The 15,928-nt window shown below is 47.5% G+C and carries 15 protein-coding genes; 6 read left to right on the forward strand and 9 right to left on the reverse strand.

Translation table 11 applies throughout. The features are described 5' to 3' along the window. The first annotated feature begins 16 nt into the window (after nt 1-16). Nucleotides 17-655 carry a TetR/AcrR family transcriptional regulator gene (locus ACX9NY_RS24925; RefSeq protein ID WP_339238669.1) on the forward strand — a complete coding sequence of 213 codons (639 nt, stop codon included), beginning with the start codon at nt 17-19 and terminating at the stop codon, nt 653-655. Between the two features lie 9 nt (nt 656-664). On the opposite strand, the gene cobA is transcribed toward ACX9NY_RS24925, so the two are convergent. From cobA to nirB, 4 genes are read right to left on the reverse strand one after another with little or no spacing between them, the layout of a single operon-like run. Continuing rightward, on the reverse strand, nt 665-1,435 hold the full coding sequence (gene cobA / locus ACX9NY_RS24930; protein WP_472475695.1) for a uroporphyrinogen-III C-methyltransferase: 771 nt from the start codon (nt 1,433-1,435) through the stop codon (nt 665-667). Beyond that, nucleotides 1,432-2,313 (reverse strand): formate/nitrite transporter family protein, encoded by an 882-nt coding sequence (locus ACX9NY_RS24935; protein ID WP_472475697.1) that lies wholly within the window; start codon nt 2,311-2,313, stop codon nt 1,432-1,434. Before ACX9NY_RS24935 ends, cobA begins: the two co-directional genes overlap by 4 nt. A gap of 37 nt (nt 2,314-2,350) precedes the next feature. Then, nucleotides 2,351-2,668, reverse strand: coding sequence for a nitrite reductase small subunit NirD (gene nirD / locus ACX9NY_RS24940; RefSeq protein ID WP_074092734.1), 318 nt, complete (start codon nt 2,666-2,668; stop codon nt 2,351-2,353). 16 nt (nt 2,669-2,684) lie between these two features. After that, on the reverse strand, nt 2,685-5,126 hold the full coding sequence (gene nirB, locus ACX9NY_RS24945; protein ID WP_472475699.1) for a nitrite reductase large subunit NirB: 2,442 nt from the start codon (nt 5,124-5,126) through the stop codon (nt 2,685-2,687). Between the two features lie 591 nt (nt 5,127-5,717). On the opposite strand from nirB, the gene ACX9NY_RS24950 reads away from it, so the two are divergent. After that, a complete protein-coding gene (locus ACX9NY_RS24950) occupies nt 5,718-6,311 on the forward strand; it encodes an ANTAR domain-containing response regulator (protein WP_339238665.1) in 594 nt (197 codons plus the stop codon). Nucleotides 6,312-6,329: 18 nt separating this feature from the next. Further along, the gene (locus tag ACX9NY_RS24955; RefSeq protein ID WP_339238664.1) at nt 6,330-7,406 is read left to right on the forward strand and encodes an anthranilate phosphoribosyltransferase; all 1,077 of its coding nucleotides are present in this window, start codon (nt 6,330-6,332) and stop codon (nt 7,404-7,406) included. 35 nt (nt 7,407-7,441) lie between these two features. Here the strand turns inward: ACX9NY_RS24955 and ACX9NY_RS24960 are convergent, their stop codons facing one another. Together ACX9NY_RS24960 and ACX9NY_RS24965 are read right to left on the reverse strand one after the other, a co-directional pair. After that, nucleotides 7,442-7,954, reverse strand: a complete 513-nt coding sequence (locus ACX9NY_RS24960; protein WP_124116913.1) for an acyl-CoA thioesterase — start codon at nt 7,952-7,954, stop codon at nt 7,442-7,444. Between the two features lie 204 nt (nt 7,955-8,158). Then, nucleotides 8,159-8,782 carry an acetate uptake transporter gene (locus ACX9NY_RS24965; protein WP_091012490.1) on the reverse strand — a complete coding sequence of 208 codons (624 nt, stop codon included), beginning with the start codon at nt 8,780-8,782 and terminating at the stop codon, nt 8,159-8,161. A gap of 435 nt (nt 8,783-9,217) precedes the next feature. On the opposite strand from ACX9NY_RS24965, the gene ACX9NY_RS24970 reads away from it, so the two are divergent. Further along, a complete protein-coding gene (locus ACX9NY_RS24970) occupies nt 9,218-9,394 on the forward strand; it encodes an aspartyl-phosphate phosphatase Spo0E family protein (RefSeq protein WP_339238663.1) in 177 nt (58 codons plus the stop codon). Between the two features lie 175 nt (nt 9,395-9,569). Here the strand turns inward: ACX9NY_RS24970 and ACX9NY_RS24975 are convergent, their stop codons facing one another. Continuing rightward, nucleotides 9,570-10,499 carry a response regulator gene (locus ACX9NY_RS24975; protein ID WP_342571381.1) on the reverse strand — a complete coding sequence of 310 codons (930 nt, stop codon included), beginning with the start codon at nt 10,497-10,499 and terminating at the stop codon, nt 9,570-9,572. A gap of 330 nt (nt 10,500-10,829) precedes the next feature. Here ACX9NY_RS24975 and ACX9NY_RS24980 point away from each other — a divergent pair, with 330 nt between their 5' ends. Then, complete coding sequence (locus tag ACX9NY_RS24980; RefSeq protein ID WP_339257903.1) at nt 10,830-12,266, forward strand: alanine/glycine:cation symporter family protein; 1,437 nt, start codon at nt 10,830-10,832, stop codon at nt 12,264-12,266. 148 nt (nt 12,267-12,414) lie between these two features. Here the strand turns inward: ACX9NY_RS24980 and ACX9NY_RS24985 are convergent, their stop codons facing one another. Then, nucleotides 12,415-13,254 carry a methyl-accepting chemotaxis protein gene (locus ACX9NY_RS24985; protein ID WP_339238660.1) on the reverse strand — a complete coding sequence of 280 codons (840 nt, stop codon included), beginning with the start codon at nt 13,252-13,254 and terminating at the stop codon, nt 12,415-12,417. A gap of 283 nt (nt 13,255-13,537) precedes the next feature. On the opposite strand from ACX9NY_RS24985, the gene ACX9NY_RS24990 reads away from it, so the two are divergent. Further along, a complete protein-coding gene (locus ACX9NY_RS24990) occupies nt 13,538-14,230 on the forward strand; it encodes a Crp/Fnr family transcriptional regulator (RefSeq protein WP_339257901.1) in 693 nt (230 codons plus the stop codon). A 144-nt stretch (nt 14,231-14,374) separates the two neighbouring features. Here the strand turns inward: ACX9NY_RS24990 and pepT are convergent, their stop codons facing one another. After that, nucleotides 14,375-15,613, reverse strand: coding sequence for a peptidase T (gene pepT, locus ACX9NY_RS24995; protein ID WP_472475703.1), 1,239 nt, complete (start codon nt 15,611-15,613; stop codon nt 14,375-14,377). Nucleotides 15,614-15,928: the final 315 nt, after the last annotated feature.

A 15,928-nucleotide genomic window follows, 5' to 3' on the forward strand; every position in this document is an offset into this window, starting at 1 on the left:
AACAAAGGAGGCGAAAATGTTGATTATTGAACATCCTCAGGACCGGAGAGCACGAAGAACGCAGGATGCCATTATCGCTGCGGCGGTTTCTTTGATATTGGAGAAGGGAGCGGATGCCCTCACCATCCGGGATATTACGGAGCGGGCGGATTACAACCGCGGAACTTTCTATTTACATTTTCCTGGCAAACCGGAGTTGTTGCAGTTCATTCTGGATGATTTCATGCAGGGGGTAGGACAGGCTTATGCAGCACCATACGCACAGCTCAAAGAAGTGGATATGACTGCATTGCTGCCATCCACGATGCCGGTATTTGAATATATTGAAGCTCATCAGGATATTTTCCGCGCATTAATGACGATGCATTCCGATATGGGTTCCCGGCTGTGCAATATGTTTAGAACGTATTTAACAGAGGATTTTGTACTGGTGACCGAAGATAGCGAACACACGATTAATTACGACATCATGTTAAGTTATCTGGTATCTGCTACGGTGGGCGTGATTATGCACTGGGCGGAGATTGGGTTCAAATATTCTGCGCATTATATGGGAGAGCAGCTTACGGCACTGATCAACATCAAACCGACCCGTCTGCTGATTGAACCAGGGCAGAAGGGTCGGACGATTCACGAGCGTATGCTGTTGGATTAAAGTGAAGGATTACCCTGTCATGGAGGCATTCGCAGCCTGTTGCATCTGAAGCAGCTGTTCGCGAATCAGGACCGACTCTCCGATCATGATCAATGCCGGATTATTCACTTGATGTGACAGGGCTAGGGAATGAAGTTCAGCAAGTGTGCCGGTAATAATGCGTTCCTCCGAAGTGGTTCCCCTTTCGATTAAAGCCGCAGGGGTGTGTCCACTTTTCCCATGGAGAAGCAATTCATGTTGGATCTGGGGCAGTTGGCTAATGCCCATATAGATGACCAGTGTATCCACGCTATGTGCGAGCAGGTCCCAGCGAACGGATGAAACATTTCCGTCACTGCCGGTTCCCGTGACACATGCAAACGATGAAGCAATCCCCCGATGGGTTAACGGAATAAGGGAGGAAGCGGATGTACCTACAGCTGAAGTGATGCCGGGAATGATCTCGAATGCAATCCCTGCTTCTGCCAGCACAAGCGCTTCTTCACCACCACGGCCAAAGATAAACGGATCGCCACCCTTGAGTCGTACGACTTGTTTGCCTTCCGCTGCATGTGCAGCAAGCATCCGTCCAATCATCTCCTGACTCATGGAGTGAAGCCCTGGAGCCTTGCCGCAGTAGATGCGGAGTGCTCCGACGCGAGCCTCAGCGAGCAATTGATCATTCACAAGCCGATCATACATAATGACATCTGCGGACTGAATACGTTTCAGGGCTTTTACCGTAATCAGATCCGGATCTCCAGGGCCAGCGCCAACGATACTAACCAAGCCCCGGCTCATGATCGTGTCCCCAATTTCGGTGCCGCATCGGAACTTGCCAATCCGGAACGACCACCCTGAATGGTTGCCAGTTTGGTTGATAGCTTCACCGGTTTCCCCCAGTGATGGGCAGCATATAGGCCGAGGCCTGTAAATACAGCTCCGCCAATGAGGTTACCCACCAACACCGGGATCTGATTCCAGAGCCACCAGTCCGCGACACTGACCTGTGCACCGAGCATCATGCCTGCCGGAATAACAAACATATTCACCACAGCGTGCTCAAAACCTTGGGCGAAAAATATCGCAATAGGTAGCCACATCGCTACGATTTTGCCTAGAGTTGATGTGGATGTCATCGCCATCACGGCCCCGAGTGTGACCATCCAGTTACATAGAATGGCCTTGATGATCACCAGAACAATGCCTGCTCCGCCCAAATGCTGATATCCCAATGTCTTGGCTTCACTGGTCTGGATCAGCGTTTGAATGAGTGGATTGCTCATATCCGTACCCATCTTCGTAAGGGTCAGGCCGTATAACAGAGCATAGAATGCACATCCAAGCAGATGACCTGTGATCACCCAAAAATAATTTCGGAGCATATCCATCCATGTAATTCTGCGTTTCATCAGTGCGAGTGGGAGCATCGCAAAGTTTCCTGTCACCAATTCAAGGCCCAGCAGAACAATAATGACGAATCCCGCGGGGAATATCAGTGCACCTGCCAAACCAACGGAAGTTTGAGATACAGCGGTATATGCCAATGTGGTTGCAAAAGCAAGGATAGCCCCTGCCAGAAAACCGCGGATTAGCATCTGTACCCGATTCATTCTGGCTTTGCTCTCACCAGCTTCGAGCATCGATTGCAGCACTTCTGCAGGTTTAACAAAATCCATAGCGCACGCCTCCTTGATGTCAGAGTATCTTTAGCATTTAACCCGCAATTGTGATATAGATTTCTCCACTGTTGCCGTCTACTTCTGTTTTGTAGGTGTTCAGACAGCCCTCATCCGGCTCATGTACCTTACCGTTACGCAGATCAATCTTCCAATCATGCAAAGGACAATGAACCGCTGTCCCGCATACCATGCCTTCCGACAGCTTGCCGCCCTTGTGAGGGCAGCGATTCTCGACGGCGTGCAGACTCCCGTCGCTCAGTTTGAAGACTGCAATTTCGGTATCCTGTATCAGGAAAGTCCGTGCACCCTTTTCATCAATATCCGCAAGGTGTCCAATCCGGAATTTGTTCATCGCTGTTCCTCCTCTTCTAGTGAGTTACCGGCTCGGCACCGGACAGTGGGGTGAAGTTTTTACGCAATTTCTCGTCTTCAATGATTTCTTTCCAAGGATCAACCGTGTGACCCAGCGTAACTTCCAGACGTTCGACCAGAGCGAGACGTACATCCCGATCCGCCAATGCTTCCTTCACATGTTCCAGACCTACCCGTTCAATCCATGCCGCTGTTCTCTCATTCCATTTTGCGTTCTCTCTATAATATTGCAGGTAAGAGTAGGTCCACTCTTCCACTTCCGCATCGGTCTTCACTGTGCAGAGCAGCTCGGCTGTGCGAACTTTAACTCCGGCGTTACCACCAACATGAATCTCCCATGCACCATCGATGGCGACAACACCCAGATCCTTGATGGTCGCTTCAGCACAGTTCCGCGGACATCCAGATACAGCAAGTTTCACTTTTGCTGGAGCAACCATTTTATCGAGTTTTTTCTCCAGACGAATGCCCATCTCGATGGAGTCCTGTGTACCGAATCGACAGAATGTATTGCCAACACACGTCTTCACGGTACGAAGTGCCTTGCCATAACCGAAACCGGAAGGCATATCGAGCTCTTCCCAGATCTTCGGCAGGTTCTCTTTCTGTACTCCGAGCAGATCGAGCCGTTGTCCACCCGTGAACTTCACCATCGGAACATCGTATTTCTCTGCGACAGTTGCAATCTTGATCAATTCAGCCGGGGAAGTAACACCACCATAGATCCGTGGAATAACGGAATAGGTACCGTCCTTCTGAATGTTGGCGTGATAACGTTCATTGGTGAATTTGGATACACGCTCATCCCTGTATTCAGCCGGCCAGATCATACCGAGATAATAATTCAGGGACGGACGACACTTGGAGCAACCTTCCGGTTCATTCCAACCGAGAACGTTCATCACTTCCTTCACGCTTTTGAGTCCCATTTCCTTGATTTGTGCAACAATCTCATCCCGATCATAGGAGGTGCAGCCACAGATGCCTTCTTTGGTCTGTTCGCCTACATTATCACCGGCATAATACGTGAGCAGGTTTTCGATAATCGGTTTGCATCCACCACAAGAAGCGGAAGCTTTGGTACAGGACTTGATGGCACCGAGCGTATTACAGCCTTTATTCAGAACGGCATCTCCGATGGAAGCTTTGGTAACACCGTTACAACCACAGACGATCTCGTCATCTGGCATGCCGGCCATACGTTCTGCGACAGATGGACCCGAGCCTGAAGCGCCGGAAGGCACGCCGAGCAAAATTTCTTTCTCACGGCCGCTGATGTTCTCGCCACTTTTAATGAGGGAAAACAGTGATGCGCCATCTGTGGTATCCCCGAAAAGTACGGCCCCAATCAGCTGCCCATCCTTGATCACCATCTTTTTGTACACACCGTCGACATCATCCTGAATGCGAATGCTGCGCGTATCTGCAGCATCTTTGAATTGTCCGGCAGAGAATACGTCGACTCCGGATACTTTCAGTTTGGTGGAAGTTACTGAGCCTGCATATCCTTCGGTGGCCGCACCAGCCAAGCGTTTCGCGAGCACCATACCTTGTTCATATAATGGAGCAACCAGTCCGTAGGCAATACCACGGTGTTCTGCACATTCGCCGACGGCAGAGATCCCAGGAATGCTGGTATGCATATAATCATCTACGATGACACCACGATTGACATCCAGGCCGGCATTTCGAGCCAGTTCGATCTGAGGACGAATCCCGACAGCCATGACAACCAGGTCAGCTTCAAGTACGGTCTGATCCGTGAAACGAATGGCTTTCACTCGATGCTTGCCTGTGATTTCTTCGGTATGTTTATTCAAAAGGAACTTCATGCCCTGCTCTTCAAGCTCCCGCTGGAGCATCAGCCCTGCTGGCAGATCCAGATTCCGGTCCATCAGATGACCGTTAATGTGGATGACCGTGACGTCCATGCCCAGATTGAGCAGCCCACGCGCTGCTTCAAGTCCTAGCAATCCGCCTCCAATGACGGCAGCTTTGCGATATTTTTGTGAGGCTGCCATCATGGTCTCGCAATCTTTAATATCGCGGAAACCGATCACGCCTTCCTTGTTGGCACCGGGAAGTGGCAGGATGAACGCTTGTGATCCGGTTGCCATAATCAGCTCATCATAGGCTGCGCGTACACCGTTCTGAGATACAACTTCCTTGCGCTCGGTATCGATCTGAACAACCGGGTCTCCCGGGTATACCTGAATGCCGTTATCTTCGTACCAGCTCCACTCGTTGATGACGATATCTTCGATGGATGTTCCGCCAGCCAATACAGAGGAGAGCATGATGCGGTTGTAGTTGGGATGCGGCTCTGCGCCGAAGACTGTAATTTCATAAGCGTGCGGAGCGAGCTTGAGGATATGTTCGATTGTACGAATTCCCGCCATGCCATTACCGACCAATACCAGCCTTTTCGTTGTACTCATTATGATTAGCCCCCTTAGGTCCATTGTGCAAATTGCCTCAAAATCTTGTCTCTAAAATCGAAAAAGCCTGTTATGCCTCGGAGGACTGCGCATATACATACGCATCCCTTGCTCCGAGATTGCAAAACAGGCTTCATTGCCGTTTCAACCAGCTACGCCGTTGTAACTGTGATTGATTCAAATATGGAGTTGTTATGGTTTAACTATAAAAGATCGATCTAACCATGTCAATATAGTTGACACAAAAAAGTGTTTGAAATTTAAAGTTAATTATGTTTACATGAGTTTATTGGAACACGAATGATCGAAGAGGTTTTAAGGGTATATATTCATGAAAATGAATGTTTTAGTGGCAAATAGTGTGGCAGTAACTACAAAAAGCATAGAAAACGTGTCATGATTAGTGTTTCATTCTTTTGGGTCACTAGGACGATCCGTCATGATTGTTGTATTTATTACTTTGGAATCATTTATAAAATCAGATTGATTTGTGCTTTTGTCAGGTAATATAACATATATAGCGCTTTCATGTGTTAATGTCTTAAATAATACGATTCTAATTATACGTAATCAGGGAGGGATTGCTCCATCATGCGATCTTTATTGGTCATCCGTATACAATCAACGATAGCTGATTCGTCCGATGCAATCCCTCTGACACCGGAGAGGCTGCTGGGAGCGAACGGGTACCATGTACAGGTGGCAGGCAGTGAGGCGGAAGCGGTGAAGCTGGCTCGTGCGGCGGAAGCATCCATCTTGCATCTGTCGCTGGCTGACGTGGAGTACTGGGTGAACTGCCTGGGAAAGGGAAAGTCGGATTCCCCGCTGCTCTGGTGGTGCGCGCCAGACACAGCCTCTTCCTCCGCAGACTCCTGCGAGATCGAAACTTCATTTGATGGAATACTTACCCCTTCCATGACCGGGTCGGAGATACATTGGACGCTTCACTTTGCAGCCCGGCGCTACATGGAACGTAAGCAGTGGGAACAGGAACGGAAGCAGTTGCAATCCAGGCTGGAAGATCGGAAGTGGATTGATATGGCGAAGGCCATCCTTAGTGATCTGAAGCAGATTTCCGAGGCTGAAGCCTATGACCTGTTACGCAAGAAAGCGATGGATGAACGCAAACGGATGGTCGATGTAGCCACAGCCATTGTGAAGGCGCATCAACTGCTCCAGTCTTAATTGGAAGGAGGATTCTCCATGGATATGTCTCAGATACTCCGAGAGGTCGGACGTGGGAAACGAGGCTCGCGTGATCTGAATTATACAGAGGCACTGACCGTTGCAGAGAAAATCCTGAAACAGGAGGTTTCCCCTGCCCAGACGGCTGCCTTTCTCATGGCTGAACGAATGAAAATGGAAAACGTCGAGGAACTGGAAGCCTTTGTTCATGCATGTCGTAACAGTGCGGAACGTTTCTCCGTTTTTCAGGACGGATTGGACTGTGCTGGGCCCTATGACGGGCGGACGAAGTCGTTCATGGCCACGTTTCCGGTTGCATTTGTACTCGCGGCAGCCGGGTTGCCTGTGACTTTGCACGGGAGTGATCCTTTACCGCCCAAGTGGGGCGTTACGCTGTCGGTACTGTTGAAGGAAGCAGGAATAGATACGGGTAAGATGGATCGGGCAGATGCCCAAGGCGCTGCGCTCCATTCAGGTGTCATGTATGTATCCTCCGAGGAGTGGTGTGAGCCTCTTCGCAAGCTTCGTCCGTTACGGGAAGAGCTGGGATTCCGCACGGTGTTTAACACAGCAGAGAAACTCATTGATTATAACCATTCACCGTATCTGGTGTTTGGTGTGTTTCATAATACCTTTCTGGATCGGATTGCGAAGCTGCTTACCCGGTTTAATTATCGTCGTGCTTATGTGGTGCAGGGAATGGAAGGTTCTGAGGATCTGTATATTGATCGGCCAACCCGCGTATACGCCGTGGAAGATGGTGATATGAAGCTGGAACTGGTTGATCCTGCAGCCTATGAATTGGATATGCCCGTACCGGAACTGGTCTGGACGGCTGCGAAGCAGCTGGAAGTGGCGGAAAGTGTATTAAGCGGTGACGGTCATATTGCTTTTGTGAATCAGGTTCTGTTAAATGGAGGATTCCGCTTGTACGCAGCGGGGCGTGTCAATTCCATCGAAGAGGGCATATACACTTGTCAGGGATTGCTGGAGAGTGGTGCGGCATATCGTATCTATCAACAGTGGTGTGTCTCCATGGGTGGCGAACTGCCGGATAACAGGGCGGTATCCATTTATCCGGCATCGTCCAGGTAACCCTTGGTTCAAGCTTGTGCTTGTTTAGCGTGTTCTTATTCCCAAGGATAAGTAACGGTCAGGAAGTCAGCGAATTTCTTGCTCTCTTCCCGCCGCCTTTTCCGCATGGCCGCCCGATCCGGAGCGGTCTCGTATAGTTTCTTCTCTTCTTCCGTCTCTGGGATAATGCGGGGTACGATCAGTTTGCGATTATTTTCGTCCAGGGCCACAAAGGTCAGAAACGCAGTCGCCGCGATTTTTTTCTCTCCGGTCTTCAGATCCTCACGAATCACCTTCACAAAAATCTCCATGGAACTGCGCCCGGTCCACGACGCGAACGATTCCAGCGTAACGGAATCTGTTGGGTTAATCGGGTACAGGAAGTCTACCGAGTCGGTTGATGCGGTAACGGTATTGACCCGGCATAGCTTGGAAGCGGCAATGGATGCGATATCATCGATGTAGGACATGAGCTTCCCGCCGAAAAGGGTGTTGTGATTGTTGACATCGGTTGGGAACACCCGTGCCGTCTTAAAACAACGCGTTTCGCGTACATACTTTTTCTCCACCTGATCCATCTCCGTAGGTTTCGGTATTTCTCTCATGCTTGTTCCTCCTTACCGTATGGCTGCTGTGACATTTCATGTGTTGCAGGGTCTTTTTTGATCTGTTATCCCTAGTATAGGTGTCGGTCAGAACCATATTCAAATGAAGTTGGACTGCAAAAAAACCGCCAGGCGCGGACCGGCGCGCTGGCGGTTTACTGCTGTATATTAAGCCTTGGGCTTGAAAATGCCGGACGGTTTGCCGATTGGCAAGAACGCATAGCCGAAGTGAGCGTTCAGTACCGAAGCACCTGTACCATACAGGGACACAATTCCGATCGCCATTTCAGCGTATGCTGCAATGGTGTGGAAAATGTGAGGAGCTACGCCGAAAGCGTCAAAGGTCAAGCCAAGGAACAGGAAGTCAATCAGAATGAAGATGATCAGCAATACTTTATTCGCTTCAATCGCACCGATGGTCATGAACAGGGTGAATACAAGGTATCCGGCAAAAGCAAATCCGAGCTGCTTGCCATCGGCCTGTTCCGCAAGCGTGGAGCCAAATACGCCCATTTTGATCATCCAATTGGCCGCCATGGCGAACCAGAAGAATGCGTATGCACCAAAAGCTGTTGTGCCAAAGGTATTGTTGCGTTTGGAATCTTGAATGCATGCAAATAACTGGGCAAAGGCGCCCAGGAAGATTGCCCAAGGAATAGCGTAGCTGAGTCCATCTGTGATGCCAAGCTTTTGGGAAGAAGCGACCAGGGTTACGATAGCCAACCCAAATAATCCCATTGCGCTGGGATCGGCGTTAACAATTTTGACTTTAGTCTGTGAATCGGTCTGCATGTTGATGATAAGCCTCCAATAATATCAAATCAGGATCAATGGCCGTCGTTGGCCGTCCTCTAAATTACATCATTTGTATCCGCCGGGTCCGGACACACACATCGCCCTATTGTACCTGAATGACCCCATTATGGAAAGGGATTTTATTACCTTTTGAACCAATAGACTTTTTGTTTTTCTAATATACACATTTACGACACAATCCATTCTGGCCGTGAATGATGAGGTCGGATATAAGAATAAAGCCCTCGTGATTACCGCTAAAATTGCGTCATATCAGCCATTTTCGGATAAGCACTTGTATGATAAAATATTCTTTATCAAAAAATGGAGAAGAATACAAAACATCCTTGTCTCCTATGCCATATGTTAATCCCACTATAGATTGACAGGAAAAACTAAAATGGTTCACAGAATAAGGAGGTATCAGGGGTTATGGTTATGAGTTTGGATTTGAAAAATAAAATAGAAAAGGCCAGACATAACCTTTATATGCTGGTAGAGCATAACAAGGGTGGTCTTGGACATCCCGATGTGATTCGGCAGTCTATGGCATTGGACGAATTGATTAATGAGTATAACCGAATTAGCCGAAACCATTCACGGGCCTGAACCCGAAGGGATTTTAATTTTATATACAGAACGAATCACATAGATAAGTAACACTTGATCGTACAGACGGGCATGAATATAGCCGGTATAAACAGCCTCAGTTGAAGAGGCGGTATCCTACCGGCGTCATATTCATGCCCGTTTGTTTTTGTTGCCACAGTCAATATCTATCTGTCTAATGCAGCATTCGTTTGGCTTCCAAATATAGAACCTGTACGAATTTTTTCGTATTGATGCGTGTCTGGGACAGGGAAGGTTCCACGTTGTTTTGCAGCTCCAGCATTTTCTTGCGAATTTCGGTGAAATCAAAAAATTTGGATGCATAGTTCTCAAACTTGGGATGTGTATAATCGGTTAATCCAAGAGACACCACATGGCTCAGTGTCTGGAAGATGGCTCTGCGAACCCGTTGTTCCGATGCCTTAATCTCCTTGTTAATCTCTGCGAGTGAGGCGTTCTCACCCAACTTGCGGATCGCTACGTTATGAAAGATGTCTTTGAGAGACGGGAACATATAGGGGGACAGCTTATGCTCATCGGTCTCTACCTGCTCCAGATATTCCAGCATGTCCAGCAGATCCCTGCTGCCCGCTTCGCCGATCATGCCCATCTCGGACAGCAGGAAGTGTCCTGCTGTTGTAATGGTTTTGTCCGGAACCGGAGCGGTAGTACGCTCATTCAGATGCAAACCGGACAATCCCTGCAACGTCCGCTGAATATCTGCGATGGATTGCTGCATTCGAACTCTTTCGCTGACCAACCGCAGAACAGATAGGATCTCCAATCGGTTAATGGGCTTTGTAATATAATATTCAATGCCTAGCGAATAGGCTTCGCCGATCATATTTTTCGATTCGATCTGGGAGATCATGACGATCTTGCCCTCGAACCTTCCTTCGAGCGCCCGCACGGTCTGAATCCCGTCTCGTTGTGGCATCAGCAGATCAATCAGCAGGACATCCACCTTATGCAGTTCCATCAGTTCCGCGTGAATATGTGCTCCGTCCTCAGCTTCCCCGGCAATATCGCCAAGGCCTTCATCCTCAATAATATCCATCAGCATGGAACGAACGCCAGGATCATCATCCACGATAAAATAACGCATGTCAGTCATTCCCTTTCTCTGCGAATGGTGTGATTGATAAATCTATGGTAAAGGCGGTTAACTCCGCCATGAACTCTCGTTTCAGTGTAATCGTTCCTTTCCCTCTTGTATAGAACCTGACATGTTAGGTTAAATGACAATGATTGGGCGATCAAAGAACATTTTTAAATTTAAATATTGAAATTGCATGTAGGTATTTGTCGATTTTCGTAGATGCCCTTGTAGTATAAGTAACATCCCCAAGTCCGGGGCAAGTATTGTGCAGAATGGTACAAACTTTTCACGTGAACCATCTCTGTAATTGAAATACACCATAAAAGGGGCATACCGATGGAGCAAACAATACAAGATATTGTCGGCATTTTCAATGATTTTCTATGGTCCAAAGTGTTAATTATATTATTGGTAGTATGTGGTATATACTTCACCACCAAGACCCGATTCATGCAATTCCGCATGCTTGGAGATATGGTGAAGGTGCTTCTGGAGCGGAAAAGCAAGGAGCCAGGCAAAATTTCCCCTTTTCAGGCGTTCTGTATCAGTATGGCGGCCCGTGTAGGTACAGGGAATATTACCGGTATAGCATTGGCTATCGCATTGGGGGGACCTGGTGCTATATTCTGGATGTGGATCATTGCAATTATCGGATCAGCCTCCAGTTTTGTGGAGAGTACGCTCGCTCAGATCTATAAAGTGAAGGATAAGGGTGGATTCCGTGGGGGTCCGGCGTATTATATGGAGCGTGGGCTGGGCAAACGCTGGATGGGGGTTTTATTCGCCATTCTCATTACGCTTTCATTCGGTTTGGTCTTTAATGCGGTGCAGTCCAACACCATTACCGTAGCATTCCAAAACTCATTTGGTACGGATCGGTTAACGGTAGGGATCATTATGGCTGTGATATTTGCTGGGATTATTATGGGCGGTGTCAAACGGATTGCAAAGGCCTCGGAATACATCGTCGTTGTGCTTGCTGTATTGTACATTGGGGTAGCGGCTTTTGTGGTGCTGGCGAACATTACCCAGCTTCCGGCCATGATTGCGTTAATTGTGAAAAGTGCCTTCGGCATCGAACAGGTGGCTGGCGGAACGTTGGGCGCGGCACTGATGAACGGTGTGAAACGCGGATTGTTTTCCAATGAGGCAGGTATGGGTAGTGCCCCGAATGCGGCTGCAACAGCAGATACAACACATCCGGTGAAACAGGGACTCATTCAGGCGTTTGGCGTACTGACAGATACGTTGGTAATATGTACAAGTACCGCCATGATTATTTTGCTATCAGGAGTGTACAAAGGCTCCAGTCTGGGTGGCATTGAGTTAACTCAGGCTGCATTAAGTGTTCATATTGGTTCATGGGCATCGGGATTCCTGGCGGTTATGGTGTTCCTGTTTGCCTTCAGTACACTCATCGGAAATTATTACTACGGGGAAACCAACATTGAGTTTATCAAATCCAACAAAGTTTGGCTGTGGGTATACCGCATTTGCGTCATCGCGATGGTGGTGTTTGGCGCAGTTGCCAAAGTTCAGCTAGTGTGGGATTTGGCTGACCTGTTCATGGGGCTGATGGTGGTGGTGAACCTGATTGCCATCCTGATGCTGTCCAAGGTCACCTTTGAAGCATTGAAGGACTACAAGAAGCAGAAGGCTGAAGGACGTGACCCCGTCTTTACGCGTGACCGGATTCATATTCCGGGTGAAGTGGAGTGCTGGCAGTCGGAAGAAGAAGTTATTGGAGATAAATCAATACATGTAGCCAATTAAGATTTCATCTGAATATCGTTGGTCATATACAATTGGACATAACAAAAAACAGGACTTGGATTATCCATCATGGGCAACCCGAGTCCTGTTTGTTGCATATAAGATGTATCTTCACACGAGTTGAAGTTCATCTGGATATACATATAATTTATTTATTAACCGAATAGCTGATCAGTTGCTCGGACAGAGCTTTCATTCGTGCACCTGTTTCATTAAGCTGCTCAATCACATCCGTGAAGGATGATACAAGCGTTGCTTGTTCCTGTGAAGAGGCAGCAATCTGGGAGACTTCAACTTCCATCTGTTTGATAACCTGTTGTACATCTCTCAGGCTGGTATCGATATCACTTGTAGCCTGTTTGGCATCCACAGAGAGTTTGCGTACTTCCGAAGCCACCACGCCGAAGCCGGCACCAGCTTCACCAACACGAGCAGCTTCAATAGCGGCATTCAGACCAAGCAAATTGGTCTGTTCAGAGATTTCACGAATGAATCCGGCTACCTTGTTGATTTGGGAAGAGTTCTGAACAGCAAGTCTTGTGTTCTGCAAGATCTGTTCACTGGTTGCTTGCAATTCTTCGGCATGGGCGGCGACATGCTGCACCATATCAACGAGGTTTCCATTGATGGTTTGATTTTCTTGTATAATGTCTTCAAGCTGGTTCTGATTGGATTGGTCGTAAGATACACAGAAAACAGCAACAACATTTTGGTTATCATCAAAGATCGGAATATTCAGGGTATCAAGTTCAATACCAAAAACCTCCTTGGGAATCGTGGAAAGACTGGCTTCTCTTCCGTTTTTCAAGACGGCGAAGTTCTGGAATGAGTCCAAGAGCGCCATTCCTTTTTCAAAACCAAGGTCAAACTTGTCGGTGGTTATAACCTCCAATACCTTTTCGTGATCATATACAGTTAAACTGGCTGGTTCTCTAAGGATCTTGCTGATATAAGGCATTACTTTAAGCAGGGCATCTACAACGTTCATGGAAGAGGACCATCCTTTCAATATTTGAATGTAATATATATAACGATCTATGGAATGCTCTATCTTTCATCGGACAGAAAGTGCGTTTCGTGAACGGCATTTTGCACGAATGAATGAACATTTTATGATTAAATTTTAAAATATTTACCATTTGAAATGATTTACTGGATATAAGTGTTAGCTGTAACTATTTTTATATCAAGATATTTGTACGAGTGTATATCAATTATGGGACATATGTCCCTTTGTGTACGTTATATACGATAACGGAGGGGACGTCGGAATGAAAGAAATCATGGACTTTGGACTAGTGCGACAACTCGCCCGTGAGAATGGATTGGATCAGGTGCTGGACGAGTCTGCACTCGCTGAGTTGCGACTACTTGAGGCTGCAAAGGGCGAGATGATCTGTTCCAAAGGTGAGCGACCCGAGCGATTGTATTTTCTCGTGCAGGGCAAGCTCAAGATCTATACTACCCTGCCTAACGGAAAGTCTCTGTTGCTTCGTTTCAGTACACCACTTGCGCTCGTGGGAGATTTGGAACTGGTGAATGGCAAGGAGGCTATGAATACGGTAGAGTCTGTGAGTAAAAGCCTGTTGCTGGGTATCAGCTATCGTTCTCTCCAGAATACGTATGCAGAGAACCCTAAATTTCTCCACTTCATGCTGAGTCAAGTTACACACAAATTGTATACCTTTTCTAACCTGTCGAGTCTGAATATGTTATACCCGGTCGAGAGTCGCTTTGCCAGTTATCTGCTGTCCACAATGGGCCAGGACGATTCCTCTTCGGAAGAAATCCAGACCTCCAAGCTCACCGAACTCGCCGATATGCTGGGTACCAGCTATAGACATCTTAATAGAGTCGTTCAAGATCTGTGTAATCGAAATATAATTCGCAAGGTGCAGCGTAAGCTTCTGATCTGTGATCTGGAACAGTTGCGTGCCATCGCGGGGGGCAATATATATGAGTGATGGCATCTAAAATAAAGATCAAGCCAGCATATCTGTACGACATGACGCGGTACAACAAAATACAATATGGCATAACAAAGAGCACCCTCCCGAATATACGAAGGGGTACTCTTTGTGCTCTTTGTGCACTGCACGTCAAGTGGATTAGATATCTCCGCGCTGCTCGAACAATTGAGCGATCTCTACAATAACATGGGTTGCCTTCACCATATTGTCTACCGATACATATTCGAATTTGCCATGGTAGTTCTCGCCGCCAGTGAAGATATTTGGTGTTGGCATGCCCATATAGGATAGCTGGGAACCATCTGTTCCTCCCCGGATGGGACGAATAACAGGTTCGATATCCAGTCGGGTCATGGCTTCATGAGCAATGTCGACGATCTGGCGTACGGGTTCAATTTTCTCGCGCATGTTATAGTACTGGTCACTCAACTCAACCGTAATGCTTTTCTCTCCATACTTGGTCTTCAGTTCGTTCGCGATCTGGAGCAGATTTGTTTTGCGCTCTTCAAACTTCTCCCGGTTGAAATCACGGATGATGTAACTCATCTTAGTCAGTTCAACGTCACCCTCCAGAGACAACAGATGGTAGAAACCATCATAACCGTCCGTGAATTCAGGAGCTTCCTCCACAGGCAGGCGTCGATTCAATTCCATCGCAATTTTCAAAGAATTCACCATCTTATCCTTCGCTGTTCCGGGATGTACATTGGTGCCTCGTACGGTAATTTTGGCGGCTGCTGCATTAAAGCTCTCGTATTCGAGCTCGCCAAGTGGTCCGCCATCAACCGTGTACGCATATTTGGCTCCAAAAGCAGCTACATCGAATTTGTGCGGTCCACGGCCAATCTCTTCATCCGGGGTAAAAGCAACCCGAATCTTACCGTGTTTTACTTCCGGGTGCTCAATCAGATAGGCCATCGCGGTCATAATCTCGGCAATGCCTGCCTTATTGTCTGCACCAAGTAACGTTGTACCGTCGGTTGTGATCAGGGTGTGGCCTTTATATTCGTGCAGTTCCGGGAAATCCTTGTTGGACAGGACTACATCCAGTTCCGAGTTCAGCACAATATCAGCACCGTCATAGTTATCGATAACCTGTGGTTTGACATTTTTGCCAGTAAAGTCGGTCGCTGTGTCGAGGTGAGCCAGAAAACCAATGACGGGAACATTCTTGTCGGTATTGGATGGCAGGGTAGCCATGACATAACCGTTCTCATCCATCGTAACATCTTGCAGACCAATGGAGGTGCACTCTTCAACGAGCAGTTTGCCCAAGGCCAGTTGGCCGGGTGTGGAAGGGCATGTTTCACTATTTTCATCGGATTGGGTATCCATCTGAACATAAGTACTCAGTCTTTGAATTAATACATCTTTCATCTATTTTCTCTCCCTAGCTTGAGTAGTGTATAAGTTGAGCTACTTTGTTTTACACTGATCCACTACGAGTCCAGAATAACCTTGTGATCGCTGTTATCTCCAGATTCTATAAATCCATTATCACGAAGCAGCTTTCTTGCAGAAAGCTTGTAGCTTCTAAGGGTTATTTCCGTCCTCTCTGTTATCGTGTATCCGTTCGTCGCAACTTATGTAAATTGGGTATATTAATTATTGTGGCTCTCTAAGGTTATCATATCACGTTTTGCAGGCATTTCCAGAATGGGACAGAGCGATATATGAGGATAACTAGGTATC

Source organism: Paenibacillus sp. CB74 (assembly GCF_055687625.1).

Excerpts from the sequence above, each read along its gene's own strand:
- ACX9NY_RS24925 (WP_339238669.1), top strand. The coding sequence starts at position 17 with ATGTTGATTATTGAACATCCTCAGGACCGGAGAGCACGAAGAACGCAG.
- cobA (WP_472475695.1), bottom strand. The coding sequence starts at position 1,435 with ATGAGCCGGGGCTTGGTTAGTATCGTTGGCGCTGGCCCTGGAGATCCG.
- ACX9NY_RS24935 (WP_472475697.1), bottom strand. The coding sequence starts at position 2,313 with ATGGATTTTGTTAAACCTGCAGAAGTGCTGCAATCGATGCTCGAAGCT.
- nirD (WP_074092734.1), bottom strand. The coding sequence starts at position 2,668 with ATGAACAAATTCCGGATTGGACACCTTGCGGATATTGATGAAAAGGGT.
- nirB (WP_472475699.1), bottom strand. The coding sequence starts at position 5,126 with ATGAGTACAACGAAAAGGCTGGTATTGGTCGGTAATGGCATGGCGGGA.
- ACX9NY_RS24950 (WP_339238665.1), top strand. The coding sequence starts at position 5,718 with ATGCGATCTTTATTGGTCATCCGTATACAATCAACGATAGCTGATTCG.
- ACX9NY_RS24955 (WP_339238664.1), top strand. The coding sequence starts at position 6,330 with ATGGATATGTCTCAGATACTCCGAGAGGTCGGACGTGGGAAACGAGGC.
- ACX9NY_RS24965 (WP_091012490.1), bottom strand. The coding sequence starts at position 8,782 with ATGCAGACCGATTCACAGACTAAAGTCAAAATTGTTAACGCCGATCCC.
- ACX9NY_RS24970 (WP_339238663.1), top strand. The coding sequence starts at position 9,218 with ATGGTTATGAGTTTGGATTTGAAAAATAAAATAGAAAAGGCCAGACAT.
- ACX9NY_RS24975 (WP_342571381.1), bottom strand. The coding sequence starts at position 10,499 with ATGCGTTATTTTATCGTGGATGATGATCCTGGCGTTCGTTCCATGCTG.
- ACX9NY_RS24980 (WP_339257903.1), top strand. The coding sequence starts at position 10,830 with ATGGAGCAAACAATACAAGATATTGTCGGCATTTTCAATGATTTTCTA.
- ACX9NY_RS24985 (WP_339238660.1), bottom strand. The coding sequence starts at position 13,254 with ATGAACGTTGTAGATGCCCTGCTTAAAGTAATGCCTTATATCAGCAAG.
- ACX9NY_RS24990 (WP_339257901.1), top strand. The coding sequence starts at position 13,538 with ATGAAAGAAATCATGGACTTTGGACTAGTGCGACAACTCGCCCGTGAG.
- pepT (WP_472475703.1), bottom strand. The coding sequence starts at position 15,613 with ATGAAAGATGTATTAATTCAAAGACTGAGTACTTATGTTCAGATGGAT.